This is a genomic window from Maccoyibacter intestinihominis, from assembly GCF_040096355.1.
Lineage (GTDB): Bacteria > Bacillota > Clostridia > Lachnospirales > Lachnospiraceae > Maccoyibacter > Maccoyibacter intestinihominis.
The window spans coordinates 175,763-197,139 of the sequence record NZ_JBBMEX010000001.1 but is presented as its reverse complement, the minus strand read 5'-3'; the positions used below and the strand labels follow the sequence as shown (position 1 = coordinate 197,139).

20 protein-coding genes are annotated in these 21,377 nt (G+C 40.0%); 5 read left to right on the top strand and 15 right to left on the bottom strand.

Annotated elements, in window-relative coordinates; genetic code table 11:
* Positions 1-47: 47 nt before the first annotated feature.
* Entirely contained in the window at positions 48-1,199 is a 1,152-nt protein-coding gene (gene hemW, locus WMO43_RS00910) for a radical SAM family heme chaperone HemW (protein WP_353529399.1), read from the bottom strand.
* A 179-nt stretch (positions 1,200-1,378) separates the two neighbouring features.
* Here hemW and WMO43_RS00905 point away from each other — a divergent pair, with 179 nt between their 5' ends.
* Complete coding sequence (locus WMO43_RS00905; RefSeq protein ID WP_177963526.1) at positions 1,379-2,452, top strand: PTS sugar transporter subunit IIC; 1,074 nt, start codon at positions 1,379-1,381, stop codon at positions 2,450-2,452.
* 111 nt (positions 2,453-2,563) lie between these two features.
* Here WMO43_RS00905 and lepA read toward each other — a convergent pair whose 3' ends face one another.
* From lepA to gpr, 4 genes are all read right to left on the bottom strand, one after another.
* Positions 2,564-4,381 carry a translation elongation factor 4 gene (gene lepA / locus WMO43_RS00900; RefSeq protein WP_177963525.1) on the bottom strand — a complete coding sequence of 606 codons (1,818 nt, stop codon included), beginning with the start codon at positions 4,379-4,381 and terminating at the stop codon, positions 2,564-2,566.
* Between the two features lie 9 nt (positions 4,382-4,390).
* On the bottom strand, positions 4,391-4,552 hold the full coding sequence (locus WMO43_RS00895; RefSeq protein WP_177963524.1) for a hypothetical protein: 162 nt from the start codon (positions 4,550-4,552) through the stop codon (positions 4,391-4,393).
* A 138-nt stretch (positions 4,553-4,690) separates the two neighbouring features.
* Positions 4,691-5,872 (bottom strand): stage II sporulation protein P, encoded by a 1,182-nt coding sequence (gene spoIIP / locus WMO43_RS00890; RefSeq protein ID WP_353529396.1) that lies wholly within the window; start codon positions 5,870-5,872, stop codon positions 4,691-4,693.
* A 36-nt stretch (positions 5,873-5,908) separates the two neighbouring features.
* Complete coding sequence (gene gpr / locus WMO43_RS00885) at positions 5,909-6,784, bottom strand: GPR endopeptidase (protein WP_353529395.1); 876 nt, start codon at positions 6,782-6,784, stop codon at positions 5,909-5,911.
* Between the two features lie 173 nt (positions 6,785-6,957).
* On the opposite strand from gpr, the gene rpsT reads away from it, so the two are divergent.
* The gene (gene rpsT / locus WMO43_RS00880) at positions 6,958-7,221 is read left to right on the top strand and encodes a 30S ribosomal protein S20 (RefSeq protein ID WP_434784156.1); all 264 of its coding nucleotides are present in this window, start codon (positions 6,958-6,960) and stop codon (positions 7,219-7,221) included.
* A gap of 549 nt (positions 7,222-7,770) precedes the next feature.
* Here rpsT and WMO43_RS14180 read toward each other — a convergent pair.
* From WMO43_RS14180 to WMO43_RS00850, 6 genes are all read right to left on the bottom strand, one after another.
* Entirely contained in the window at positions 7,771-7,923 is a 153-nt protein-coding gene (locus tag WMO43_RS14180; RefSeq protein ID WP_434784155.1) for a hypothetical protein, read from the bottom strand.
* 55 nt (positions 7,924-7,978) lie between these two features.
* Positions 7,979-8,623 (bottom strand): Type 1 glutamine amidotransferase-like domain-containing protein, encoded by a 645-nt coding sequence (locus WMO43_RS00870; RefSeq protein WP_353529393.1) that lies wholly within the window; start codon positions 8,621-8,623, stop codon positions 7,979-7,981.
* 46 nt (positions 8,624-8,669) lie between these two features.
* Positions 8,670-9,038 (bottom strand): nuclear transport factor 2 family protein, encoded by a 369-nt coding sequence (locus WMO43_RS00865; protein ID WP_353529392.1) that lies wholly within the window; start codon positions 9,036-9,038, stop codon positions 8,670-8,672.
* A gap of 390 nt (positions 9,039-9,428) precedes the next feature.
* Positions 9,429-10,685: an ATP-binding protein gene (locus tag WMO43_RS00860; protein ID WP_353529391.1), complete on the bottom strand. Its 1,257-nt coding sequence runs from the start codon at positions 10,683-10,685 to the stop codon at positions 9,429-9,431.
* Between the two features lie 335 nt (positions 10,686-11,020).
* Positions 11,021-12,319, bottom strand: coding sequence for a tyrosine-type recombinase/integrase (locus WMO43_RS00855; protein ID WP_008396995.1), 1,299 nt, complete (start codon positions 12,317-12,319; stop codon positions 11,021-11,023).
* An 83-nt stretch (positions 12,320-12,402) separates the two neighbouring features.
* Positions 12,403-13,026: a helix-turn-helix domain-containing protein gene (locus WMO43_RS00850; protein ID WP_008396996.1), complete on the bottom strand. Its 624-nt coding sequence runs from the start codon at positions 13,024-13,026 to the stop codon at positions 12,403-12,405.
* 237 nt (positions 13,027-13,263) lie between these two features.
* Between WMO43_RS00850 and WMO43_RS00845 the strand changes: the two genes are divergently transcribed.
* Together WMO43_RS00845 and WMO43_RS00840 are read left to right on the top strand one after the other, a co-directional pair.
* Complete coding sequence (locus WMO43_RS00845; protein ID WP_008396997.1) at positions 13,264-13,497, top strand: helix-turn-helix domain-containing protein; 234 nt, start codon at positions 13,264-13,266, stop codon at positions 13,495-13,497.
* 1,054 nt (positions 13,498-14,551) lie between these two features.
* Positions 14,552-16,117, top strand: coding sequence for a MobA/MobL family protein (locus WMO43_RS00840; RefSeq protein WP_015559481.1), 1,566 nt, complete (start codon positions 14,552-14,554; stop codon positions 16,115-16,117).
* A 74-nt stretch (positions 16,118-16,191) separates the two neighbouring features.
* Here the strand turns inward: WMO43_RS00840 and WMO43_RS00835 are convergent, their stop codons facing one another.
* The 4 genes from WMO43_RS00835 to WMO43_RS00820 all read right to left on the bottom strand — a co-directional run bounded on the left by WMO43_RS00835 (position 16,192) and on the right by WMO43_RS00820 (position 20,463).
* Entirely contained in the window at positions 16,192-16,758 is a 567-nt protein-coding gene (locus WMO43_RS00835) for an accessory gene regulator B family protein (protein WP_008397001.1), read from the bottom strand.
* Positions 16,755-17,489, bottom strand: a complete 735-nt coding sequence (locus WMO43_RS00830; RefSeq protein WP_015559482.1) for a LytR/AlgR family response regulator transcription factor — start codon at positions 17,487-17,489, stop codon at positions 16,755-16,757. The genes WMO43_RS00835 and WMO43_RS00830 overlap by 4 nt, the downstream gene beginning before the upstream one ends.
* The gene (locus tag WMO43_RS00825) at positions 17,486-18,838 is read right to left on the bottom strand and encodes an ATP-binding protein (RefSeq protein WP_148446358.1); all 1,353 of its coding nucleotides are present in this window, start codon (positions 18,836-18,838) and stop codon (positions 17,486-17,488) included. Before WMO43_RS00825 ends, WMO43_RS00830 begins: the two co-directional genes overlap by 4 nt.
* A 179-nt stretch (positions 18,839-19,017) precedes the next feature.
* Positions 19,018-20,463: an ISLre2 family transposase gene (locus WMO43_RS00820; RefSeq protein ID WP_118547655.1), complete on the bottom strand. Its 1,446-nt coding sequence runs from the start codon at positions 20,461-20,463 to the stop codon at positions 19,018-19,020.
* 434 nt (positions 20,464-20,897) lie between these two features.
* Here WMO43_RS00820 and WMO43_RS00815 point away from each other — a divergent pair, with 434 nt between their 5' ends.
* Positions 20,898-21,362, top strand: a complete 465-nt coding sequence (locus WMO43_RS00815; RefSeq protein WP_055280565.1) for a matrixin family metalloprotease — start codon at positions 20,898-20,900, stop codon at positions 21,360-21,362.
* The last annotated feature ends 15 nt before the right edge of the window (positions 21,363-21,377 follow it).

The window sequence follows — 21,377 nt, the reverse complement described above, 5'->3', positions numbered from 1 at the left end:
CGTAAAATGATAAAACTACAAAGCTATAAACCTATAAGATTATAAAATTACAGCAAGAACTCCGTCAAAAGTGTGTTGCTGACATCAATGCCTGCTTCCGTGAAGAAAATCCTGCCCTCACGTTTCTCTAAATAACCTTCAGATGTCAGCTTTGCAAGTGCCGGTCCGTAGGCACCTTCAATCTCCATTCCAAAAGCTTCTTTAAAATCTGCCCTTGAAATTCCATTCGTCATGCGGAGTCCTAAAAACATGAACTCTTCCATCTGTGCTTTTTTCGTTAAGACTTCTTCATCTTCACGCTCAAAATTGCATTTACGATATTCAAACATGATATCTGTATTATGGAATCTGGTATTTTCAAACAGGGAGCTTGCTCCAATTCCCATTCCGATATAGTTCTCTCTTCGCCAATAACCTACATTATGTTTACATTCGTAACCCTCTCTTGCGTAATTTGAGATTTCATATCGGTTATAACCATGCTCTGCTAACAGTTCCTTTGTCAGCTTGTACATCCTGCGTTCCTCTTCCTCACTTGGAAGATATTTCGGTTTTCCACCGGCAGCACGGATATATTCATCCTCAGAATAACGCTCATAAAACGGCGTATCTTTTTCTATCATCAGACTGTAGGCAGAAATGTGTTCCGGTTTTAAGCGAAGCACATTTTTTAAGGTAATCTCATAGGAAATAACGGTCTGCGCAGGAAGTGCTGACATCACATCTACGTTGATATTTTCAAATCCTGCTTTTCTTGCCGCATCATAGCTCTCTAAGAAATCTTCATAGCTGTGGATCCTGCCTAACATTTTTAATTCCTGATTATTTGCAGACTGCAATCCAAAACTCAAACGATTGATCCCACTCAACCGGTAAAGTGCCAGCTTTTCTCTCTCGACCGTTCCCGGATTGCACTCAATCGTAATTTCCGCATCTTTTTTTACATGCAAATATTTATAGATTTCCTGTAAAATAGAATCGATTACCTGTGCTTTTAACGTGGATGGTGTTCCTCCTCCAAAATAGATCGTCGATACCTCATAATCCTCGCAGTCATATGCCTGATATTTAATTTCATTTAATAATGCCCTGATATATTCCTTTTTCTCAAATGCACTTGCTTCCCCTGATAAAAAGTCGCAATAGTCGCATTTTTTTATACAAAAAGGGATATGTATATATAATTCTAAATTCTTCATGTTTTTATTATAACGCGAATCCCGTTTGCTGTACAGTTCTAATCTTGGCTTTCTGTAGCGATTCCTTTTTTCTTCCTTTTATGGTTTACAAGCATCCTCCTTATATGTTATGATTGCATAGTCAACTGTCTTGTCAGTTGTAAATTAAAGTAAATCAATTTAGAGGAGTTGTTATTATTATGTCAAAAGAACCCGGTTCATTTAAACAGTTTTTAGCACGGAAAAATGTTGTATTTTCCGCAAAACGATACGGTATTGATGCCCTTGGTGCCATGGCACAGGGACTCTTTGCCTCCCTTCTGATGGGCACGATCCTTTCCACATTAGGTCAGCAGATCGGTTTTGAGCTGCTTGTCACGATCGGTGACTATGCCAAAGGAATCTGTGGACCTGCGATGGCAGTGTCTATCGGTTATGCTTTACAGGCACCTCCACTGGTCCTGTTTTCACTGCTGGCTGTCGGAAATGCTGCAAATACTTTGGGCGGTGCCGGTGGTCCGCTTGCTGTTTTGGTCGTGACAATTTTTGCGGCCGAATGTGGTAAAATGGTTTCTAAAGAAACGAAGATTGATATTCTCGTTACCCCGCTTGTTACCATTTTAGTTGGTTCCCTGCTCTCTATCTGGTGGGCTCCTGCAATCGGTAAAGCGGCAAGCTCTGTCGGAAACCTGATCATGTGGGCAACTGAATTACAGCCATTCTTCATGGGTATTCTGGTATCTGTCATTGTAGGTATTGCCCTGACACTTCCGATCAGCAGTGCTGCGATCTGTGCTGCACTCAGCCTGACCGGACTTGCCGGAGGTGCTGCTGTTGCCGGATGCTGTGCGCAGATGGTTGGATTTGCAGTTATGAGCTTTAAGGAAAATAAATGGGGCGGTCTGATCGCACAGGGAATTGGTACAAGCATGCTGCAGATGGGTAATATTGTAAAAAATCCACGCATCTGGATTCCACCAACACTTGCTTCTGCCATTACCGGCCCGATCGCAACCTGTATTTTTAAAATGCAGATGAACGGTACTCCGGTATCTTCCGGTATGGGAACCTGTGGATTTGTTGGTCAGATCGGTGTATACACCGGATGGCTGAATGATATTGCTGCCGGAACAAAGACTGCTATCACAGGTTTTGACTGGCTTGGTCTGGTATTGATCTGTTTTGTTCTCCCTGCAATACTGAGTGTTGTGTTCTGTGAGATTTTACGAAAGATCGGATGGATCAAAGAAGATGATTTAAAATTAGCGGACTAAGCTACAGCTTTTTGGATGTTACTACTGTTACATAGTAATTTGTTTACAAAAAAGTCGGACTGCCAAGGTGTTCCTTATACATAACCCTGACAGTCCGGTTTTTATTTTTCTTTATTTTCCATCATCCAATTTCAGGACACTCATAAATGCTTCCTGCGGAATCTCTACGTTTCCGACCTGGCGCATTCGTTTCTTTCCTTCTTTCTGTTTTTCTAACAGCTTTCTCTTTCGTGTGATATCACCACCGTAACATTTTGCAAGTACATCTTTTCGCATGGCTTTTACGGTTTCGCGTGCGATGATCTTACTGCCGACTGCTGCCTGTATCGGTATCTCAAACAGGTGTCTCGGTATCTCTTCTTTCAATTTCTCACACATCTTTCGTCCACGCTCATATGCACTTCCTTCAAATACGATAAAGGACAGGGCATCGACTTCTTCACGGTTGATCAGAATGTCGAGTTTTACCAGATTGGAACGGACATATCCTTTCATCTCATAGTCAAACGATGCATATCCTCTCGAACGTGATTTTAAAGCATCAAAGAAGTCATAGATAATCTCATTGAGCGGCAGATCATATTTTAAGAGTGCCCGTGTCTCTTCCATATATTCCATGCTGATATACGTTCCACGACGCTCCTGACACAGATCCATGATCGCTCCGATATATTCACTTGTGACCATAATTTCGGCACTGACGATCGGCTCTTCCATATATTCAATCTGTGCCGGGTCCGGTAAGTTCGACGGATTGGTCAGCTCCATCACTTCCCCATTGGTCTTATGCACCTTATAAATAACACCCGGTGCCGTTGTGACTAAGTCTAAATTATATTCTCTTTCTAAACGCTCCTGCACGATCTCTAAGTGGAGCAGTCCTAAGAATCCGCAGCGGAATCCAAAACCAAGGGCGATGGATGTCTCTGCCTCAAACTGAAGTGCCGCGTCATTTAACTGCAATTTTTCTAAAGCATCTCTTAAATCCGGATATTTTGCTCCGTCTGCCGGATAAAGGCCACAGTATACCATCGGATTGACTTTTTTATATCCCGGAAGCGGCTCTTTGCATGGGCGGTTTGCATCGGTGACCGTATCTCCCACACGGGTATCCTGTACATTTTTCAGACTCGCCGTGATATAGCCTACCATGCCTGCTGAAAGTTCGTCGCATGGAATGAACTGTCCTGCACCAAAATAACCGACCTCTACGACATCTGCTTTTGCTCCTGTCGCCATCATCTGAATGGTTGTCCCAACACGGACACTTCCCTCTTTGATACGGCAAAATACAATAACTCCTTTATAGGAATCATACAGCGAGTCAAAGATCAACGCCTGTAACGGTGCGTCCGGATCTCCCTGCGGTGCCGGAATTTTTTCTACGATCTGCTCTAAGACATCTTCTACATTCAATCCCGTTTTTGCAGAAATCCTTGGCGCATCCTGTGCCTCGATTCCGATGACATCTTCGATCTCTTCCACGACACGATCCGGGTCTGCACTCGGAAGATCGATCTTATTGATGACCGGCATAACATCCAGGTCATGGTCAAGGGCAAGATACACGTTCGCAAGTGTCTGTGCCTCAATTCCCTGTGCTGCATCTACCACTAAGATCGCACCATCGCATGCTGCAAGGCTTCTGCTGACCTCATAGTTGAAATCGACATGTCCCGGTGTATCTATCAGATTAAAAATATACTCTTCACCATCTTTTGCAGTATAGACGATACGGACAGCCTGCGCCTTGATCGTAATACCTCGTTCTCTCTCCAGATCCATGTTATCGAGCACCTGTGACTGCATCTCACGACTGGTCAGAAGTCCCGTTTTTTCAATAATGCGGTCTGCTAAGGTGGATTTTCCATGGTCAATATGTGCTATGATACAAAAATTACGAATTTTACTCTGGTCAATATGTGACATGACTCCTCCTTAAAACCATCCCTTTTTCTTTACAAAGAAAAACAGAATCGCAAACATAATAAAATAAATTGCTATCATCAGGTAATCAGAAAAATGGAACACCTGCTGTAATATTGTGCTGACGATCATTGGTATAAATACGCATACCATTGCGGATATTATCTTGCTCATTTTTATCTCCTCCTGTATATCGGCTTGCATTAAAACCCACTTTATATGGTATTATTTTTTCGGTTATTCGTCAAGAAAAAAAGCAAGGCCGCCGCAGAACCCGGTCGGCGTGGCAGCCTTGCTTTTCTCCACTTTTTCTCACTCCTGTATGACCCGGTGCAGCACATCCGCAAGCGGGACCATGGCATTTTTTGCCTCCTGTAAGGTATTTGTCTGCGCTCCAACCTCGATCAACAGGCTTTTCGGCTTAAAATGCATATTATAACGATAACCTTTTAAATAAATCGGTCTTGCAAGTCCCGGATAATACTCTGCCGCTTTTAACTGCATCTGGAAGGAAAATGCCAGATTATCCTGTATGTAGGGATTTTTTAAATAGGAAATATCTCCAAGTGCCGTTGTGCGGCTGAGTCCGTTAAAAAACATGATGGATGCCATCCGCGTGCCGTCTACTTCCGTCACAAGTCTTGTTCCCTCTGCCACTCCGTCACGGTGTAAGTCGATCACTACTTCAATACTTGGATTTTCCCTAAGAATCTGCTCAATTGCCGGCTCAGCATTGGAATAGGCATGATCTCTGTCATTGACATCATAAGTTCCGGTATGATGCAGTACATTCATTCCATATTTTTCGCGTAAGATCTGTGTCAGATATTCTCCGACCCCGACAACCGTGGTATCTAAATTCCCCGGTACGGAATCCGCATACCCTTCCTGTGAATGTGTATGATAGATCAGGATCTGCGGTCCATCCACGTTTTTTGCCAGATGCATATCCTTCGACAGCATTTTTTCTGCATTGAGCTGGTCTCCGGTAATGGTAGTCGTCCGGTCTACCGTATAAAAATTCTGTCTTAGATAATCAAAATCTGCCAATTTTGCCTTAGAAAAATTCACCACCGGCTTCTGACTCTTTTTCTCGCTCTCTTCGTCTTTGTTCTGACTGACTAATTCTCCTGTTTTTTCATCCACATGATTTTCGTCTGCCGCTTCTTTTGCGCGTATCATTTCATAGGTCAGTTCGCTCTCCGATGCCGTATCATAGACTTCGTTATTTTTCATATAACTATAAAGAGGGAGTACCCGCTTGAAATACTCCCTGCTGTCTTTTGTCTGATCATATGTCATTGCCGGTGTATATGTTTTTAAAATGCCATTGTACAGCTCTTTTTCAAACTGTGATATCATCAGCGTTCCCAAGGTGTCTTTTCCCTGTGCCCTGCTGCTTCTGACACCCACCGCAATAATTCCAATTATCAGGACGCATACTAACAGTCCCTTTATTTTATTTTTACATTTCTTTTTATTTACTCTGTCCATAACAATATATTATATGCATGGACAGGCTGCTTTATTCTAAGAATTTGTACAGGCTGTTTTTTCAAATGCCAGATTCAGTCCTTCTGATATGGTAAAACTCAGTCTTTTAATGGATTCATCAATATCTTTTGGCGTTACAAAAAAGGAGTTCAGGGTGCAGTCCACTTCTTCGTAGTAACCGCTGATGGCATCGTTGACAATGGTAGCCGCATCTACCACGGTCGGAACTCCGATCGCGATCACCGGAATCCCGACACTCTCACGGTTCAGCCCATGTCTGTGGTTTCCCACGCCTGAGCCCGGATTGATTCCGGTATTGGTGATCTGAATGGTCCGGTTCAGCCGTTTCACACTTCTTGCCGCTAATGCGTCCACAGCTACGATACAATCCGGCTCTGTCTCCCGGATGACTCCCCGGATGATCTCTAAGCTCTCCATTCCGGTCTGTGCCATGACCCCCGGTACGATACTGCTGATCAGATTGCTATGCTCTGCACCCAACGCATATTTTCCAAATTCACGGATCACATGCCTTGTGATCATCATGTTATCCGCCACCCGCGGTCCGAGTGCGTCCGGCGTTATCTCACGGTTTCCAAGTCCTACCACTAGGACAGACAATTCCTCCCTGTTCACAGGGATCATTCCCCGCAGCACTTTTGCTAATTCTTCAGATATTTCCCTGTGATATCCGTCATCGCCGTCTGTCATTTCCTGCGCTTCTATCGTGATATAGGAGCCTCTTGGTTTTCCCATACTCTTTGCTCCGTTTTCCGTTTCTATGATCACTTCTGTAATCTTAATATTCTCTCCACGCTCTTCTTCATGGATTCGCACACCCTTCAGTTCGACGTTGTCCTCTTCAAACTTTTCTTTTGTTTCTAACGCTAAATCGGTTCTTACCTGAAACATTTTCTTATCACTCCTGTTGATTTTCTTCTATTTTTTGCAAAAAAGCGGATTTTATGTATTGACAGATAATAGGGGATGACCTAAAATGTAATAGTATGTTTACATTAGCGCTCCGTGTCCGCTTTGATGTAACAATCATGTAAAACAATTCAGAATCATTGGAGGTGTACAGATTGGCTAACATTAAATCAGCAAAGAAAAGAATCTTAGTAACTGAGAAAAGAACTGCTAGAAACAAATCTATCAAATCTGCTGTTAAGACATCTATTAAGAAAGTAGAGGCAGCTATCGCAGCAAAAGATAAAGCTGCTGCTGAAGAGGCTTTAAAAGCTGCTATCGGTCAGATCAACAGAGCTGCTACAAAAGGTGTATATCATAAAAACACCGCTGCTAGAAAAGTTTCCCGTTTAACACTCGCTGTTAACAAGATGGCTTAATCCGGTAGAAAATAGATATTTATGATAAAGAAACCACCAGTACCGTCATGCTGGTGATTTTTTTATTGTCTGAAACAGGTTGTGTCGCAGAACTACTTCTTAGATATTCCAATGAACCTCAGTAAATTTGTGTTTAATAATCCGTTTTAGCGTAAATATTCACATATCATCTTACAGTTATCCTCAGTTTTTCAGACCACTCTGCTTCCTTAAAGCCAACCAGCACAGTACCGCCATTTACAACTAATTTATATTATGCTCATCCAGCCACTTTTTAGCCTTCTGGCAGGTTGAACATTTGGGATAATATACAAATAACATTTTCTCATCCCCAATCAAGTCTGATTCATCATCCTTAATAGTCTCTCTATACTTTCTTATATATTTTGCACAAAAAATCCTGTATTTTAACCATTGGTACAATGGTCTATAAAGTTACAACAACTCCATGCGATAGTACTCTTATTTCCACCAAGGTCATGTAGCTACAGATTCATAGATGTAAAGGCAGAGGAAGGGCTAACGACCACACCTGATTCAGAGTGTGTGCTAAATGCTCTTGCAATAGACAACCCTGTGGAGGATGCTCGCCTTTATAGTTTCCTGTGACAATATATTTTTGAATGCTGCCTTCCAGCTTTCCGCTTGAACAAAAGCCAAACTTCTTTCATCGCCATTTCTAACTTTTCTAATTTCAATCATAACAATTCTCTCCGTTTATAAATAGAATTTCTACAACTCTGCAAATCCCAAGTTGTCAAGTTTCCAGCTGTTCCATTGTTCCGTTGCTCAGCTTATATACTTCTCCATAAAATTCCTTTTTTTCATCGGAACAAACGATCACGCTGTCATCACACAGACCATATATGGTGTACTCTTTCGACAATTGCATCAGTTCATCAGTTACATTTTGGTGGTCAAAATGCGGCTCGACCGAAATGTCTACACACCCTAATGCGTTATAGATTTCTAATTCATTGTGGCGGCACGTTAATGTGCATATGGCTGTCTTCCCCAAATTGATGGAGCCTGCACTCATTCCAATGATAAGACCCGGGTGCTTCCGAATAGCATCATCCAGACCATATTTCACTAAATAGGCATACTGTACAGGCGTATCACCTCCTGCCAGCCAGACCACATCCGCCTTAGAGACTGCCTTCCTTGCTTCAGCTGCATCCATGCGTCCGTCAACAACATACGAATTTTCAAAATGAATTCCGCTTTCTTCAAGCATATTCAGAAAAAGATGAAAATAGCAATCTGTCGTACCATGATCCTTTTCAAATTCGGATGCGACAAACGCAAAACTTTTCCGTTGGGTCACCAGGGTTTGAAACAGCTCACGATTCTTTCCGTGTATCCCATCAGGAAACATACTTGTTAAAACATATGTGCTCATATTCTCCTCCCAAACTTCCGATTTTTCCAACTCTACAAGCCGGAATTTAGTAAATTGAACTTCCAATGTGTTTATCTTTTCTCCATTGCGGAGCATCTCCATCATCAGCCCAATATTCATCCATTGAAATAATCTTGTTATTTGCTGTCTTAATAAATGATGTCACATGAAAAAAAGTACTCCTATCTTTGGGATAAACAGATGTGACTGTAATGGTTAAATCATTCATTCGTTCTATTCTTTCGACAACGCCATCCCAGTCTCCCGGATACTCACAATTGGCAATAATAAACTCATCAACATTAAAATGTTCATTTGTACAATGCCAGTTTATATAAGCATCTTTATGAAAATATTTTCTAATTGCGTTCTCATCTTGCGCAAGAATGACTTTCCAAAATTCCTTTACATTCATTTTTCATTCCCTCTCATTACTACTCCAAATTTCCGATTGAGATTTCACCTGTTTTAAGAGATTTAATAACTGTTATATTTTGTTATCAAATTCTCCGCAAACCATTGAAAATACCGAATTTGTCACAGTTTATCTAATCTATATCTCTTTGGCAATACAAGACTAAAAGCTCCTGCTGCATTAAGAGTAGGAACTGTAAATGACTCTACAATTCTCTTCTCTGTACTACACTGTCCTCGCATCAAATCTCCGAACCTCTCTAGTCAAAAGTCCTTGCATAATGGGTTTCACTGCCTACATCAATACCTACAACTAAAGTTTTTTCTCAACCTTCTTTCTTGGAATGCCTTATACTTGAATTATACAGGAAATTCCTTAAAATTGAAATATTTAGATTTGCTCCAGTATATTGTCATTCAGCAAGAAATCAAAGATTCCGACTGTTATGATACCTTGTTCATCAGTATTCGGTTTGATATCATCTTTCACGACTATAATTTTTTTGAAAAAGTCATTTAATTTGGTCAATGACTTTTTTTCCTGTACTATTTTTTCAGGAGATGTCATTTCAAATGCAGATTGGATATAGTATTTCTTATCCCCTTTATTAGCAATAAAATCTATTTCCAGAAACTTTTTTTCTCTTTTTCCTGAATTTGATGTCTCATAAACTTCTACAACACCTACATCAACACGATAACCACGGCTTCTAAGCTCTATATAGATGATATTTTCCATAATATGATTCTCTTCTTGTTGTCTGAAATTTAAGCGGGCATTTCTTAAGCCAACATCCTCAAAATAGTACTTTGCAGGAGTATTAATATATTTTTTCCCTTTCACATCGAATCGTACTGATTTCTCAATGAGAAAAGCATCAGATAGATGATCTAAATATAATTTGATGGTCTTATCTGATAACGATTTTTGACTCATGCTTTTAAAAGAGTTAGAAATCTTAGTCGGATTTGTCAATGAACCTGTTGCTGAAGCAACGATATCTACCAGTATATCTAATTCATCATCTGTCTTTATGCTGTTACGTTCTTTAATATCTTTTAGATAGATATTATTAAAGAGTGAAATCAAATATTCTGCTTTTAGTTCATCAGTCTTTCGAGAAAGAATCAATGGCAGTCCCCCATAAGTATAATAATCCTTCCAAGCCTCGTTCTTATTATCATAGGCAGTACAAAATTCTGCAAAAGATAATGGATATACACGAATTTCATCTCCGCGTCCTCTAAATTCTGTCAGAATATCACTAGAAAGAAACTTCGAATTACTTCCGGTTACATATATGTCCAGATTTTCAATATGAAGAAGCCCATTGATAAGATCCGTGAAGTTACTGTTCATCATCTGGATTTCATCCAAAAAGACATAGTGCATTTCATCATCTTTAATATTGTCTTTTACATAATTGTACAGTTTAATAGCATCTCTATATTCAATATTTGCAATATCATCCAGCGCTAAAGCAATAATATGGTCTTTTGCAACACCCATAGATAGTAGCTTATTTCTATACAAATGAAACAATAAATATGATTTTCCGCATCTTCTGATTCCGGTTACTACTTTTACAAGACCATTTTCTTTTCGTTCCAGTAGTTTATTTAAATATCTATCTCTTACAATTTCCATGATACACCTCCGAAAAAAATGTTTTGCAACTTTTTTCGGAATTAGTATACTACGAATTTGTTATATTATGCAATGTATATATTCCGAAAAAAGTTGCATTACAACAAAATTCGTAAAGAATTGATGCCTTAATAATTTTTTTCCGGTATGTTTTTTGCACCCCGTTACACTTTTCATATATTATCAGCTCTACAAATTGGGATTTGTATAACTAAAATCTCAACTTTCCTTATTTTATGCGACTTGGCGGTATGCCTTGCCACTCTATATGTATCCTTTTCCCTTGTTTTTGCCCTTATGAGGTATCTACAAGGGAAAGTTTTTCTTATTCGATTTTATTCTCCAACCACCTTATCAAGTAGTCGGGCTGAGTTTCGCTTACCTTCTCGGTTAGCGTGTGCATAGACATTCATAGTGGTACTTACATCCGAGTGTCCAAGTAATTCCTGTACATCCTTTGGTGCTGCTCCATTTGAGAGCAGGTTTGTGGTATAAGTGTGTCGCAGGGTGTGGAAGTGGAAATTATCATCAAGCTCCGACAATCGTTTCCTTGCTGTCCTTAAAGCTGTCTCAACCGTTGCAGGGGCTTCGTATGCTCCGTCCGGTCTGATACATACAAGGTCAATCTCGTTGTAATCAAGCGGAATGTCCTCTGTGCCATCCAAATGATAAAGCTCATAGTAGATACGATTCTTTTCCTTAACTTCCCTGTAGTAGTTCCTCTGATAGAGTTCTCCGTAACTGAATACCTGCTTTCTCTGTTCCTTTTTCGCTTTCTTTAAGATGTCAGCGAGCGTATCACAGAAATCCACGATACGGACTTTCTTTCGCTTTGTCGGACCAATCTCGGTCTTGTGCCTTGCTCCGTTGTAACGGACACTTCTTCGTACTGTCAGATACTGTTCCTCAAAGTTAATGTCACTCCAAGACAGTCCGCATACCTCTCCAAGTCTAAGACCTGTGTAGTACGCTATCTGTACCGGCAGGACAGCAGGCTTGTTTCTTTCTTCCAGATACTCCATAAGCGTTTGATACTGCTCTGGTGTAATCGGGTTGATAACCTCTGCATCCTCATCATTATCAGAAAACAAATCCACATCTTCCTCGGCTTTCCTACGCATTACCACATACTGCATTGGATTGAATGTGATGTACTGCTTTGGAAAGACTGCAAATCGGAAGGACTGTTGCAGGACTGCGTGGAAAGAACGGATATAGTCGATGGTGTAACCCTTTGACTTAAAATTTCCTTCCTCACCGCCAAATGCAAGTAAATCCATAAACTTCTGCAAATGCTCCGAAGTGACTGTCTTTAGTTTTCTGTTTCCGATTGGGTGTTGTTTAATCCTGTTTACTGCCTGTAAATAGTTACCGACTGTACCGTTGCTAAGTGAACCCGTTTTCAAATCTTCCTCTGCCCATACATCTAGCATCTGTCCGAGTGTGAGGTTGTCCGCTTTGGCTAGAAATTTCTTTGCGTCATAATCCTCCATAGCCTTGCGTAACATTTTCTCTGTCTCTGATTTGCTCTCCGTACCTGCAAATTCTTTCTGAACCAAGTTACCACTTGCATCCTCCACATAAAAGCGGTAGTACCATTTCTTGCCTTTCTTCCTTACAGAACCTTTTGCCATAATCGTTTCTCCTTTCGATATCGGCAATCGGAACTGGTGAAATGCTTCTTGCGTGTAAGTATATCATAGCTCCGTCTGCCTATCTATACCGAATCGGGATCTTTTTCTGATAAAAGATTGGCTAGTCGATTTTTCGCTGTCTCAGGATTCTTAGAATACAGTCTTACAATATCGCCCATATCGTTCAATGCGTTGACGGTGTGGGTGATTTCTCTAAGGAACATAATCTCATTGTATTCCTTATTGGATTCAAACCCCATTGTCTGGGCGAGCATTTTGTTATCTGTATTTCCTTTGAAATTCTTACAAGCGAACTGGAACGAATCCACGAACAGCTCGTATTCCCGTAACATCAGTAGTAGCAGGTCTTTGGAAAAATCACTTTCGGACTGTTCCATATCATAAGGGAGCTTATTCAGAATGGAAGTCATCACATCACGAATCTGTAATTCTCTTTTATCCGTAATGTCTGTTTCGTATTCGTCCGTCTCACCTTTCAGCCATTCCACAGATACATGAAGTGCATCTGCCAGACCTTCTAAGGTCATTTTCTTGGTGTTATCAATCGTTCCTGCTTCGTATCTCTGAATGGTTGAGGCTGTCACGCCCATTTTTTCAGCGACATAAGGCTGGTTCAATCCTAACTCCTGTCTACGGCTTTTTGCTCTGCTACCGATTGTCTTTCGCAATTCTTTATCTTTTAACATACTTGCGAACCTCCTTTTTCGGTATGTCATTACTATACCACATAACACGATATATTGCAATACGCAATTCTATAAAAGATGATAGAATTTCGTAAGGCTTGACATAGCGTTATAAAAGATATATACTTTAATCAGAATTGCGTAACGCAAGTTTTAAAAAAGGCTAATCCTTTCTTCAAAAAGGAACATCCTCTGATATACAAGACTTGTAATCCTACGCAGGAATGAGGTGATCGAATGACAGAATTAAAGTTTGCTCTCTCCATTGAAGAAGCTGCCGACTATACAGGTATCGGAAGAAACACTCTTAGAAATCTTGTGGAATGGGAAAAGCTGCCTATCCTTAGAGTGGGAAGAAAAATCTTAATCCGCAGGGAACGATTAGACGAGTTTCTGATTCTCAATGAGGGGAAGGATTTACGAGACAGACACGCAGTAAAAGCGGTCAAGGGAACAATGAAAAATGAATAAGGGACAGTCCTAAGACCATCCCTCTGGTATGTATCTGACTAAAAGCCATGATATACCTACACGCAAATAGATTATATCACGGACAAGTCCTCAGATACAACCAGAACTTTTGGAAAATGAGGACAAGATGGATGTGAATGGGTGCAATCGTCCACCCAGTTATAGCTTGTTGGTAGGACAAGTCCACCCAAGATGCAAAAGGTGTTATGAATAGTCCACCCAAGCCAGAAAATGAAGTGGGTGCAACCATCCACCCAAGTGAAGCCGACTGGTAGGACAAGTCCACCCAACTTACAAAAAGTGCTGTGAGAAGTCATACCAAGTGTAGCTATGAAAAAAGCTGTCCGACCTATGACAAAAAGTGTACGCTACTATGATTTTGAGTGTCCAATCTATGGGGTACATTTTCAAAGAGTTAATAGTAAAAAGCTCTATTAAAATCAAAATGTAATAAAACAATGCACTATTAAAAATGAAATTTAATAGGAACTTTTACTACCACTTCCTTGCCAGACACAGTTTAAAAGTAAGCGAAGTAACACAATGCTATTGTCAGGGCAAAAATGCTAACGAATCGTGCTATTGTTTTTTCGATTTTAATAGCAGACTTCTACTGTTTCTACGGTTTTTGCTAAAAAGTCTGAATAATAGAACAATGCTATTGTTAAGGCAAAAGTGCTAACGGATTCGTCTATTGTTTCGCTGATTTTCATAGCAATCTTCTAGCATTTCTGTTAAGAAAAGGGAGTGCCGGATACGGCACATAAAAAGTGTGCCATTAAAGGCACAAAATTAGGTGCTGAGGGAACAGTTACAGCTAAAAGTGAACTTCATAAGCAAGCCCTCGGCGTTTGAGAGCGAAATACACCCATCGCACAAAACTTCGTTTTGTACTCTGTGTATTTCGCTCTGCGAGGCTTAGCCGCCACAAGGCGGATGTGTTCGCAAGACGAGTGCCTATGCACTCGCTCACAGGGAAAGTTTACTACTCACATCTCATCTATCTTATCTGTCCTCTTTTCCAAAATCAAAACTGGGAAAGGAGGAAATCGCTATGCCAAGAAATTCATTTGTGCAGATGTCAAAGCTCCATAATGTTCGTGGAAGAATCTATTATATCTCCAGTGACAAAAAACAGGAAAATCTCTATGCGGTATATGAAACCACAGACCGAAAATTTTGGACAGAACTTGCCAAGTGCAATCAGGCAGAATTTAAGAAAAGCGGTACAGAGGGAAAATGTATCGAAGCAAGAGAATTTATCATTGCCCTGCCGGAATCCTTTGTGGATTATCCGCCAGACGGACTATTAAAATATATGACGGATAAATTCAAAAGTCGGTATGGTGTTGATTGTATTGCAGCACTCCATCATAACAAACGAAAGACGAATTATCATATCCATCTTATCTTTGCAGAACGAAATTATCTTGACGAACCGATAGAAAAGATTGCCACCAGAAATATGTTCTATGATGAGAAAGGTAATCATGTTCGTACCAAGAAAGAAATCCTAGACGAGAATGGAACTATCCGTAAAAGGTGTAAGGTGATCAAGAAAGGTGAGGTCTACGAAAGACAGATGTTTACCATCAAGGACGCTCGCTTTAAGCAGGAACATTTCTTAGATGAGGTCAAGGTATTTTATACCGATGTCATCAACGGACTTGTCAAAGATGAGAAAGAAAAGCTGTCTGCATTCAAGCGTGGGGATGTCTATCTTGCCACTAAGAAAATCGGTAAGAACAATCCAAAGGCAGATAAGATTACACTCAATAATAAGGTCATACAGGACTGGAATCGTACTGTGGATCACGCTTTGGTATCGGGGATGGAGCGAAAGGAAATCTTAAAGGTAAAGCAGGAACAGATTTCAACTCCGATTAAGGAATCCATTCACAAGTATGGCAATCATCCGGAGCTTTTGTTTATGATTATCTTTCGGGCAATCGAGCTGTTAAAAGAACTCATAAAGTTGCTGATACAGAAACAGGAACAACAGAAAGCCAGAATCTCCGACCTTATGGAGCGAAGAAATGAAAAACAAGAGAAACAACCAGCTCCATCCGTTACACAGACAGACAATCAGACAATTCCTGCTGTGACCCAACCATTCAAAGCACCTGCTACTACTACCGCAGAAAAGACCGTTATTCCGCCAAGACCAAGAATGTCTGAGCTGGCACACGATTATGAGATGCGACTTGAAGAGATTATGGAGAAACTTAAACGACAAAACAGAGCCATTCATACGCAGGAAGTGAAAAAAGACCTTATTGACGAGGATTTGAAGAACTGTACAGGATTATTCCAAGGAAAGAAACGAAAGGAATTGCAGGCACAGTCTAACAAATACGCAGAAACGATTAAGATTATGAAGCAGGGATTATCCCATATCGTGCAGGATTACAAATATCCAACGGTAGATGCGTTCCTGCAAGTCTATAAACAAGGCAAGTCCGAGTATGAATCCTATGTCAAAGCAAACAAGGAATGGAACTCCAAGTATGGAGAAAACTCAATCCATCGAAAGCTGGCAGAAAAACAGGCAGAAGTTCAGAAACGGGAACAGGACAGAGATTTTAACTATCGTTCGCCATCAGACAGAGGAGCTAGATAATCTAATTAAATTCAAAAAAGATAAAGACCATCAAATTCTTTATCTTTTTTGAATATTTATGAAAAGTCATCCTGCTATTTAAAGTGTCTCATTAGATTTTTAATTGTTTCGACTATCATAAGAATGATTACGCAGAAAAAGGAATAAAACAATGTGGTATTCATCTTCGTGTTTCCAATTTTATAAAACAGCAGAAATCCAATGCTAACAATTATCACAGAAATAAGTTTATGTATCCATTTTTGTTTGGTGGTTAAACATATTTTATGGTTACTTATAGGTGCAAATAATATACACATAAGGACAAGTATCAAATATCCTAGTACAGTTGGCTTTAAATAGATTATAGCCCACTTATCAAGACAACCGAGAAAAAAGCTGCCTAAGATACATGTTAACTGCGTTGGAGCATGGGCACCTCCGGTATAATGTCGTAACAATGAAAAGGTAATTACCCAAATTAGGGTATAGCCGAGTGTATGTGATAAAACTCCCCATACGAACAATAACACTATGGTTATAAAAGTATTCAAAAAACATTCTAAGCCATATATGTATATTTCTAATTGATCCGCAGAAACATCCTCCCCGGATAGTTCTGCTAACTTATTAGCAATAGATGTAGCCCACTTCGTAATCATTCAAAATCCCCGCTTGTATCAAATCTTGTTGTATATTTGGCAAAAGCACTTATCACGTCTTTGGAATAAGAACGTGCGATTTGTGTAGTTAGATGATTTGACAATTCAATCGTTCCTGATGTAATACGATAGATATGTGCCATATTTACAATATAAGAACGATGGGTTCGGATAAATTCACTTGGCAAATGGACAATAATCTTATTTAGGGTAGACATTTGTTCATAGCATTTGCCGTCTACGGTCAATATATCCACATAATGTAATCTGCTCGAAAATGTCAATATATCTGCATAGGGAATACTTACAATTTCCTGCTTGTTTCGGTATATGTAGGTATTATTAGATAACTCCTTCGCGATTTCATCCAAACACAGAAAAAGAGTATTTTCCTTGACGGGTTTTAGCAAGTAGTTTAAAGCTCTGACTTCATATCCTCGGAATACATATTCTCTAAAAGCTGTTAAAAATACAATAATACCTTGATAACCAGATTCACGAAGGCGTTTAGCAACCTCAATTCCATTCATTTGCCCCATTTGTATGTCAAGGAAAAATGCTGAAGCCTGTATAGTTGTGCCTTCAGAATTTTTTGAAAAATATTCTTCGCCCGATTCGTATTCGTCAATTTCAATATCCCAATCATATTGCTGCCCGTATTTTCTTATTCCATTTTTCAGCCGTTCTGATTCGATCACAGAATCTTCAAGTATGGTTATTTTCATTTTCATAGTAGTTTGTTATTCTCCTTATCCGGTATCATAATATGTACGGAAAAAATTTTGTTATCAGATGTAATCTGCAATACGCCATCTGCCTTTTCTACAAGCTCTTTTACTCGTCTTATCCCAAGTCCATGTTCTTTTCCTTGTTTAACACTCAAAATGTCTCCATCAATGCTACCTTTTATCACACCATCATAATTATTTTCAATGTGAATCAGTATCATATTCTGGTAAGGTTTAATATAAAAATAAATGTATGGATGCTCGGTTGGATCAGAGATTATAAGTCTTTCTCCTGCTTCAATGGAATTATTCCATATATTTCCAAGTATGGATGAAAGCTCAACAGAATCAAGCGGAAAATTTTCAGGAGCCATAATAGAATATTCTGTCTTAATTCCGTGTTTTTCAGCATAATCAAGTTTTGCGGTAAGTATGCAGTCAATAGCAATATTTCCCGTTGCTATGGCACTTTGCGTAGTTGCAAGAGTGTTATGGTATTGCTCTGTATATGCTATAAGTTCATCCCATTTCTTGTCTTTTGCTAATACGTTGATTGCATCCACATAAATCTGCATATCATGTTTCATTTTTCGTAATCGTTCAGTTGTCTCAGATAAGCTATTGAACTCAGTCCTTTCCAGCTCATAAATCTTTTGTTCTTCCAGTAATCGTATGTTTTCTTCTTTTGAATAACCTAGCTGGTATATGTATAGCATCAATACTAAAAATAAAATAATAAAAAACAAGTCAACCAATGATAGCCTAGCTGAAAAGGATGAATCACCAAATTTATCAACAGATTCCAAAGTCAGCCTTAATATGTAGTGCCCGATTGCAAGTCCAGAAATTGCGATGAAAATATATGCAACTTTTTGGAACGGTGAAAGAGATATGTCTTTGTTTCCAATAGAATGAAATAACAAGACAAAAACAGCTATCATTGCCAAATATAACATGGTATATGGCTTCCGTAATGTTCCACCTAATAATAGCTCCAGAGACGCTCCTTTAAAAAGAGTAACGGGAATAAAGAACGAAATCTGTTCTGCAACTAAGCAAATGATGGAATACGAAAAGCCCCAAAAGATACGGCGAATTATACTATCACGATAGAACAATACTGCATATCCAATGTCCAAAACACAAGATGACATCAAAGTGCTGTAGGATGATATTCCCATTTTATTCAGCGTGCATAACACAGCAAACTGAAATGATACGAAAAGAAACATCAAAACTGCTTGATGTTTATAATTTGCTCGAATACGCAATTTTTTATGGATAAATATTATAAACAATGCCAGTTCTAAGAAATTAACAATATATTCCCATATTGAGTCAATATATAGCATAGCTACCACTTCCTTTAATCATTCTCCGTCATATTTTATCATCAATAAAGTAGGTACACAACATAATATGCTACCGTTGATAGAGTAAACTTACTGTCAGTTGGAGAGTCGCAGAAGATTCCCTGCTATGAACTTGCCCAGATCGTTTTCTCATAGTCTACTTCTCCCACAGTGTTTTGTCAAATACCTCCCAGACGCTCCCGGATTGCAAGCTTTTTCCGGATGTCTATACTCGGGATGGTTGCCTGCAGCTTTTCGATGTATACCCTGTCATTGTCATGACTGTGGAGTAACAGACTCCTCATGTATCCCCTGTTTGGACGCACTGATATCTCCTCGGTTCCCGTTGCTTCTTCCTGCTTATGGCTCCGCCGGTACTTTACCAGTTCCAGGATCTTTTCTTCTCCGTAATCCTTCACATAGCATCTCAGCTGACACATCGCATCCGCTCCGGCTTCGCTCCAACCCATCGGACGGGAACTCATCCGGTCGGAATACATATGACTCACATGACCTTCTGCACTGCATCCATAGACATTCTTATCCTGCATTCTTCTCACTGCGCTATCCCAGTTGTTCAGCAGGTATTCCTCACAGTCATTCACTGCTTTTTCGTTCGGCGCACATTTCCGGATAGCTTTTATAGTCTTTACAAACTTTTTCTTCTTGCCCTTATACAGGGCCTTCCACAGCCGTCCTTTGGCTTCCCCTGCCTCATCCAGCATCTGGTTGGCCGCCTTGTTGATATATTTCATCATGTGGAACTTATCCAGTACCGGAACTCCCTTTTCAATATATTCCGCCCCTGCTTTGATCCATGCTCCTCCATCTCCACTGATATACACCGCATTCAGATACCGGCTCTCGTAGTTCGTGTCGATGTATTCCTGCATCCGTTCAAACAGATGTCTGTTTGCTTCTCCTCCGCTGCAAAGACCTCCCAGGTAGAAGACATTCTTCAGTTCCTTCCGCCCGTCTTTCTTTTCCTGTCCTTCATACAGATACAACAGCTTCCCGATCATGCTGCCCTTCTTCTCTGTTCCGTTTTTCTCCTGCTTGTGAATGTGATCCTCGTCTGCCTCAACATAAAGGTATTCCACACACTTTTTCTTCTCCGGCTTCGGGAAGGGCAGTTCTGTCTGGATTCCGTGTACCTTATCCATGACGGCAGTCTTGCTGATCAACGAATCTTCTCCCAGTACCCTGGCAGCACTGGCATAGCTGGTCTTTACCGCTTCGGCCAGCACCTCAGCTTCCGCACGGCTGCTCAGTCTTTCATGGGCATCCAGTTCCATCCATTCATCCAGAAGATAATGGCAGGTTCCATCCTTACAGCTTCGGAACAGCGTGTGGGTAAAGCAAACCGGTCCCACTGTAGTCAGCAGCTGGCGTTCATCATGCCTCTGGATGGTATATTTTTCAGCTCTGGAAATATCCTCACACAGCATACGATCCATGTCGCTGTAAAGGGCTGCCATGTGCTCTGCTGCAGCCTTTCTTGCAGCCTCCGCAAGCTGCTTCTCGTACAATTCCATGTCCTTCATCCCGGATGAGAGAAAAAGTTCATCTGCTTCTTCCAAATCTTTGTACAGCTTTTCCATTGAATATGCTATAATGTTTTTCATGAGAGTGCCTCCATCGTCTGTATTTTAGATTCTCGTCAAATCCATTATAACAGAGATGTTGGTACTCTCTTTTTTTCTTTTATTCAACTGACAAAAACTTTACTCTATATGCTACCGTTTGTGCATAGTGAGCTACCATTCATGCATAGAGGTATTGAAAAGTATAAAGATTTTGTTATATTCAAGGTATACTACTACATCTTAAGTATTCTGAGAATCTATAATATGGAGTGGAGATGATAAGATGTCGTACTTTAGGAATATTAACAGGATATATAATGTGTACTAGTATGTGTTGCGTTTCAATTTTCATAAAGATAACCTTTAAGAATAATTGAAGATAACCGTTGTTACATGATTGAAAAGGAGTGAAGGAGTATGCATTTTAAAAAATCTGTTTTAAAAATCATTTATTGTATAGCATTATAACTTTAATGGCTATAGCAATGCTATTTCCTATTACGGCATTTGCACAAGCTTATGTACAAACATGGGATCTTGTTGATTCTGGCAAACATCTAGACTATGACGGAAACAGCACTTACATGAGTTATATTAACACTGGGGCTGCCACATGGAATGCATATAAATCTGGAGTAATCAGAAAAGACAGTGCTTTTGTTGTAGAAGATGTATACGTAAGCGATGTCAATGCTTCGAATGGATGGGCAGGCATGACATATTCTAGTGGTAAAATTGAACTCAATACCTATTATATGAGCGGTTATAGTAATAGTAAAAAACAGAATGTAGCGACACATGAATTGGGACATGCATTAGGGTTGGATCACAGTACTTCAACAGATGTTATGGATGCAGCAATTACGGGACATACTAGTACGCAGGCATTATCTCAAAATGATAAAGATTCATATGATGCCGCATATAATAATTATTAGGGGAGGGAGAACGCT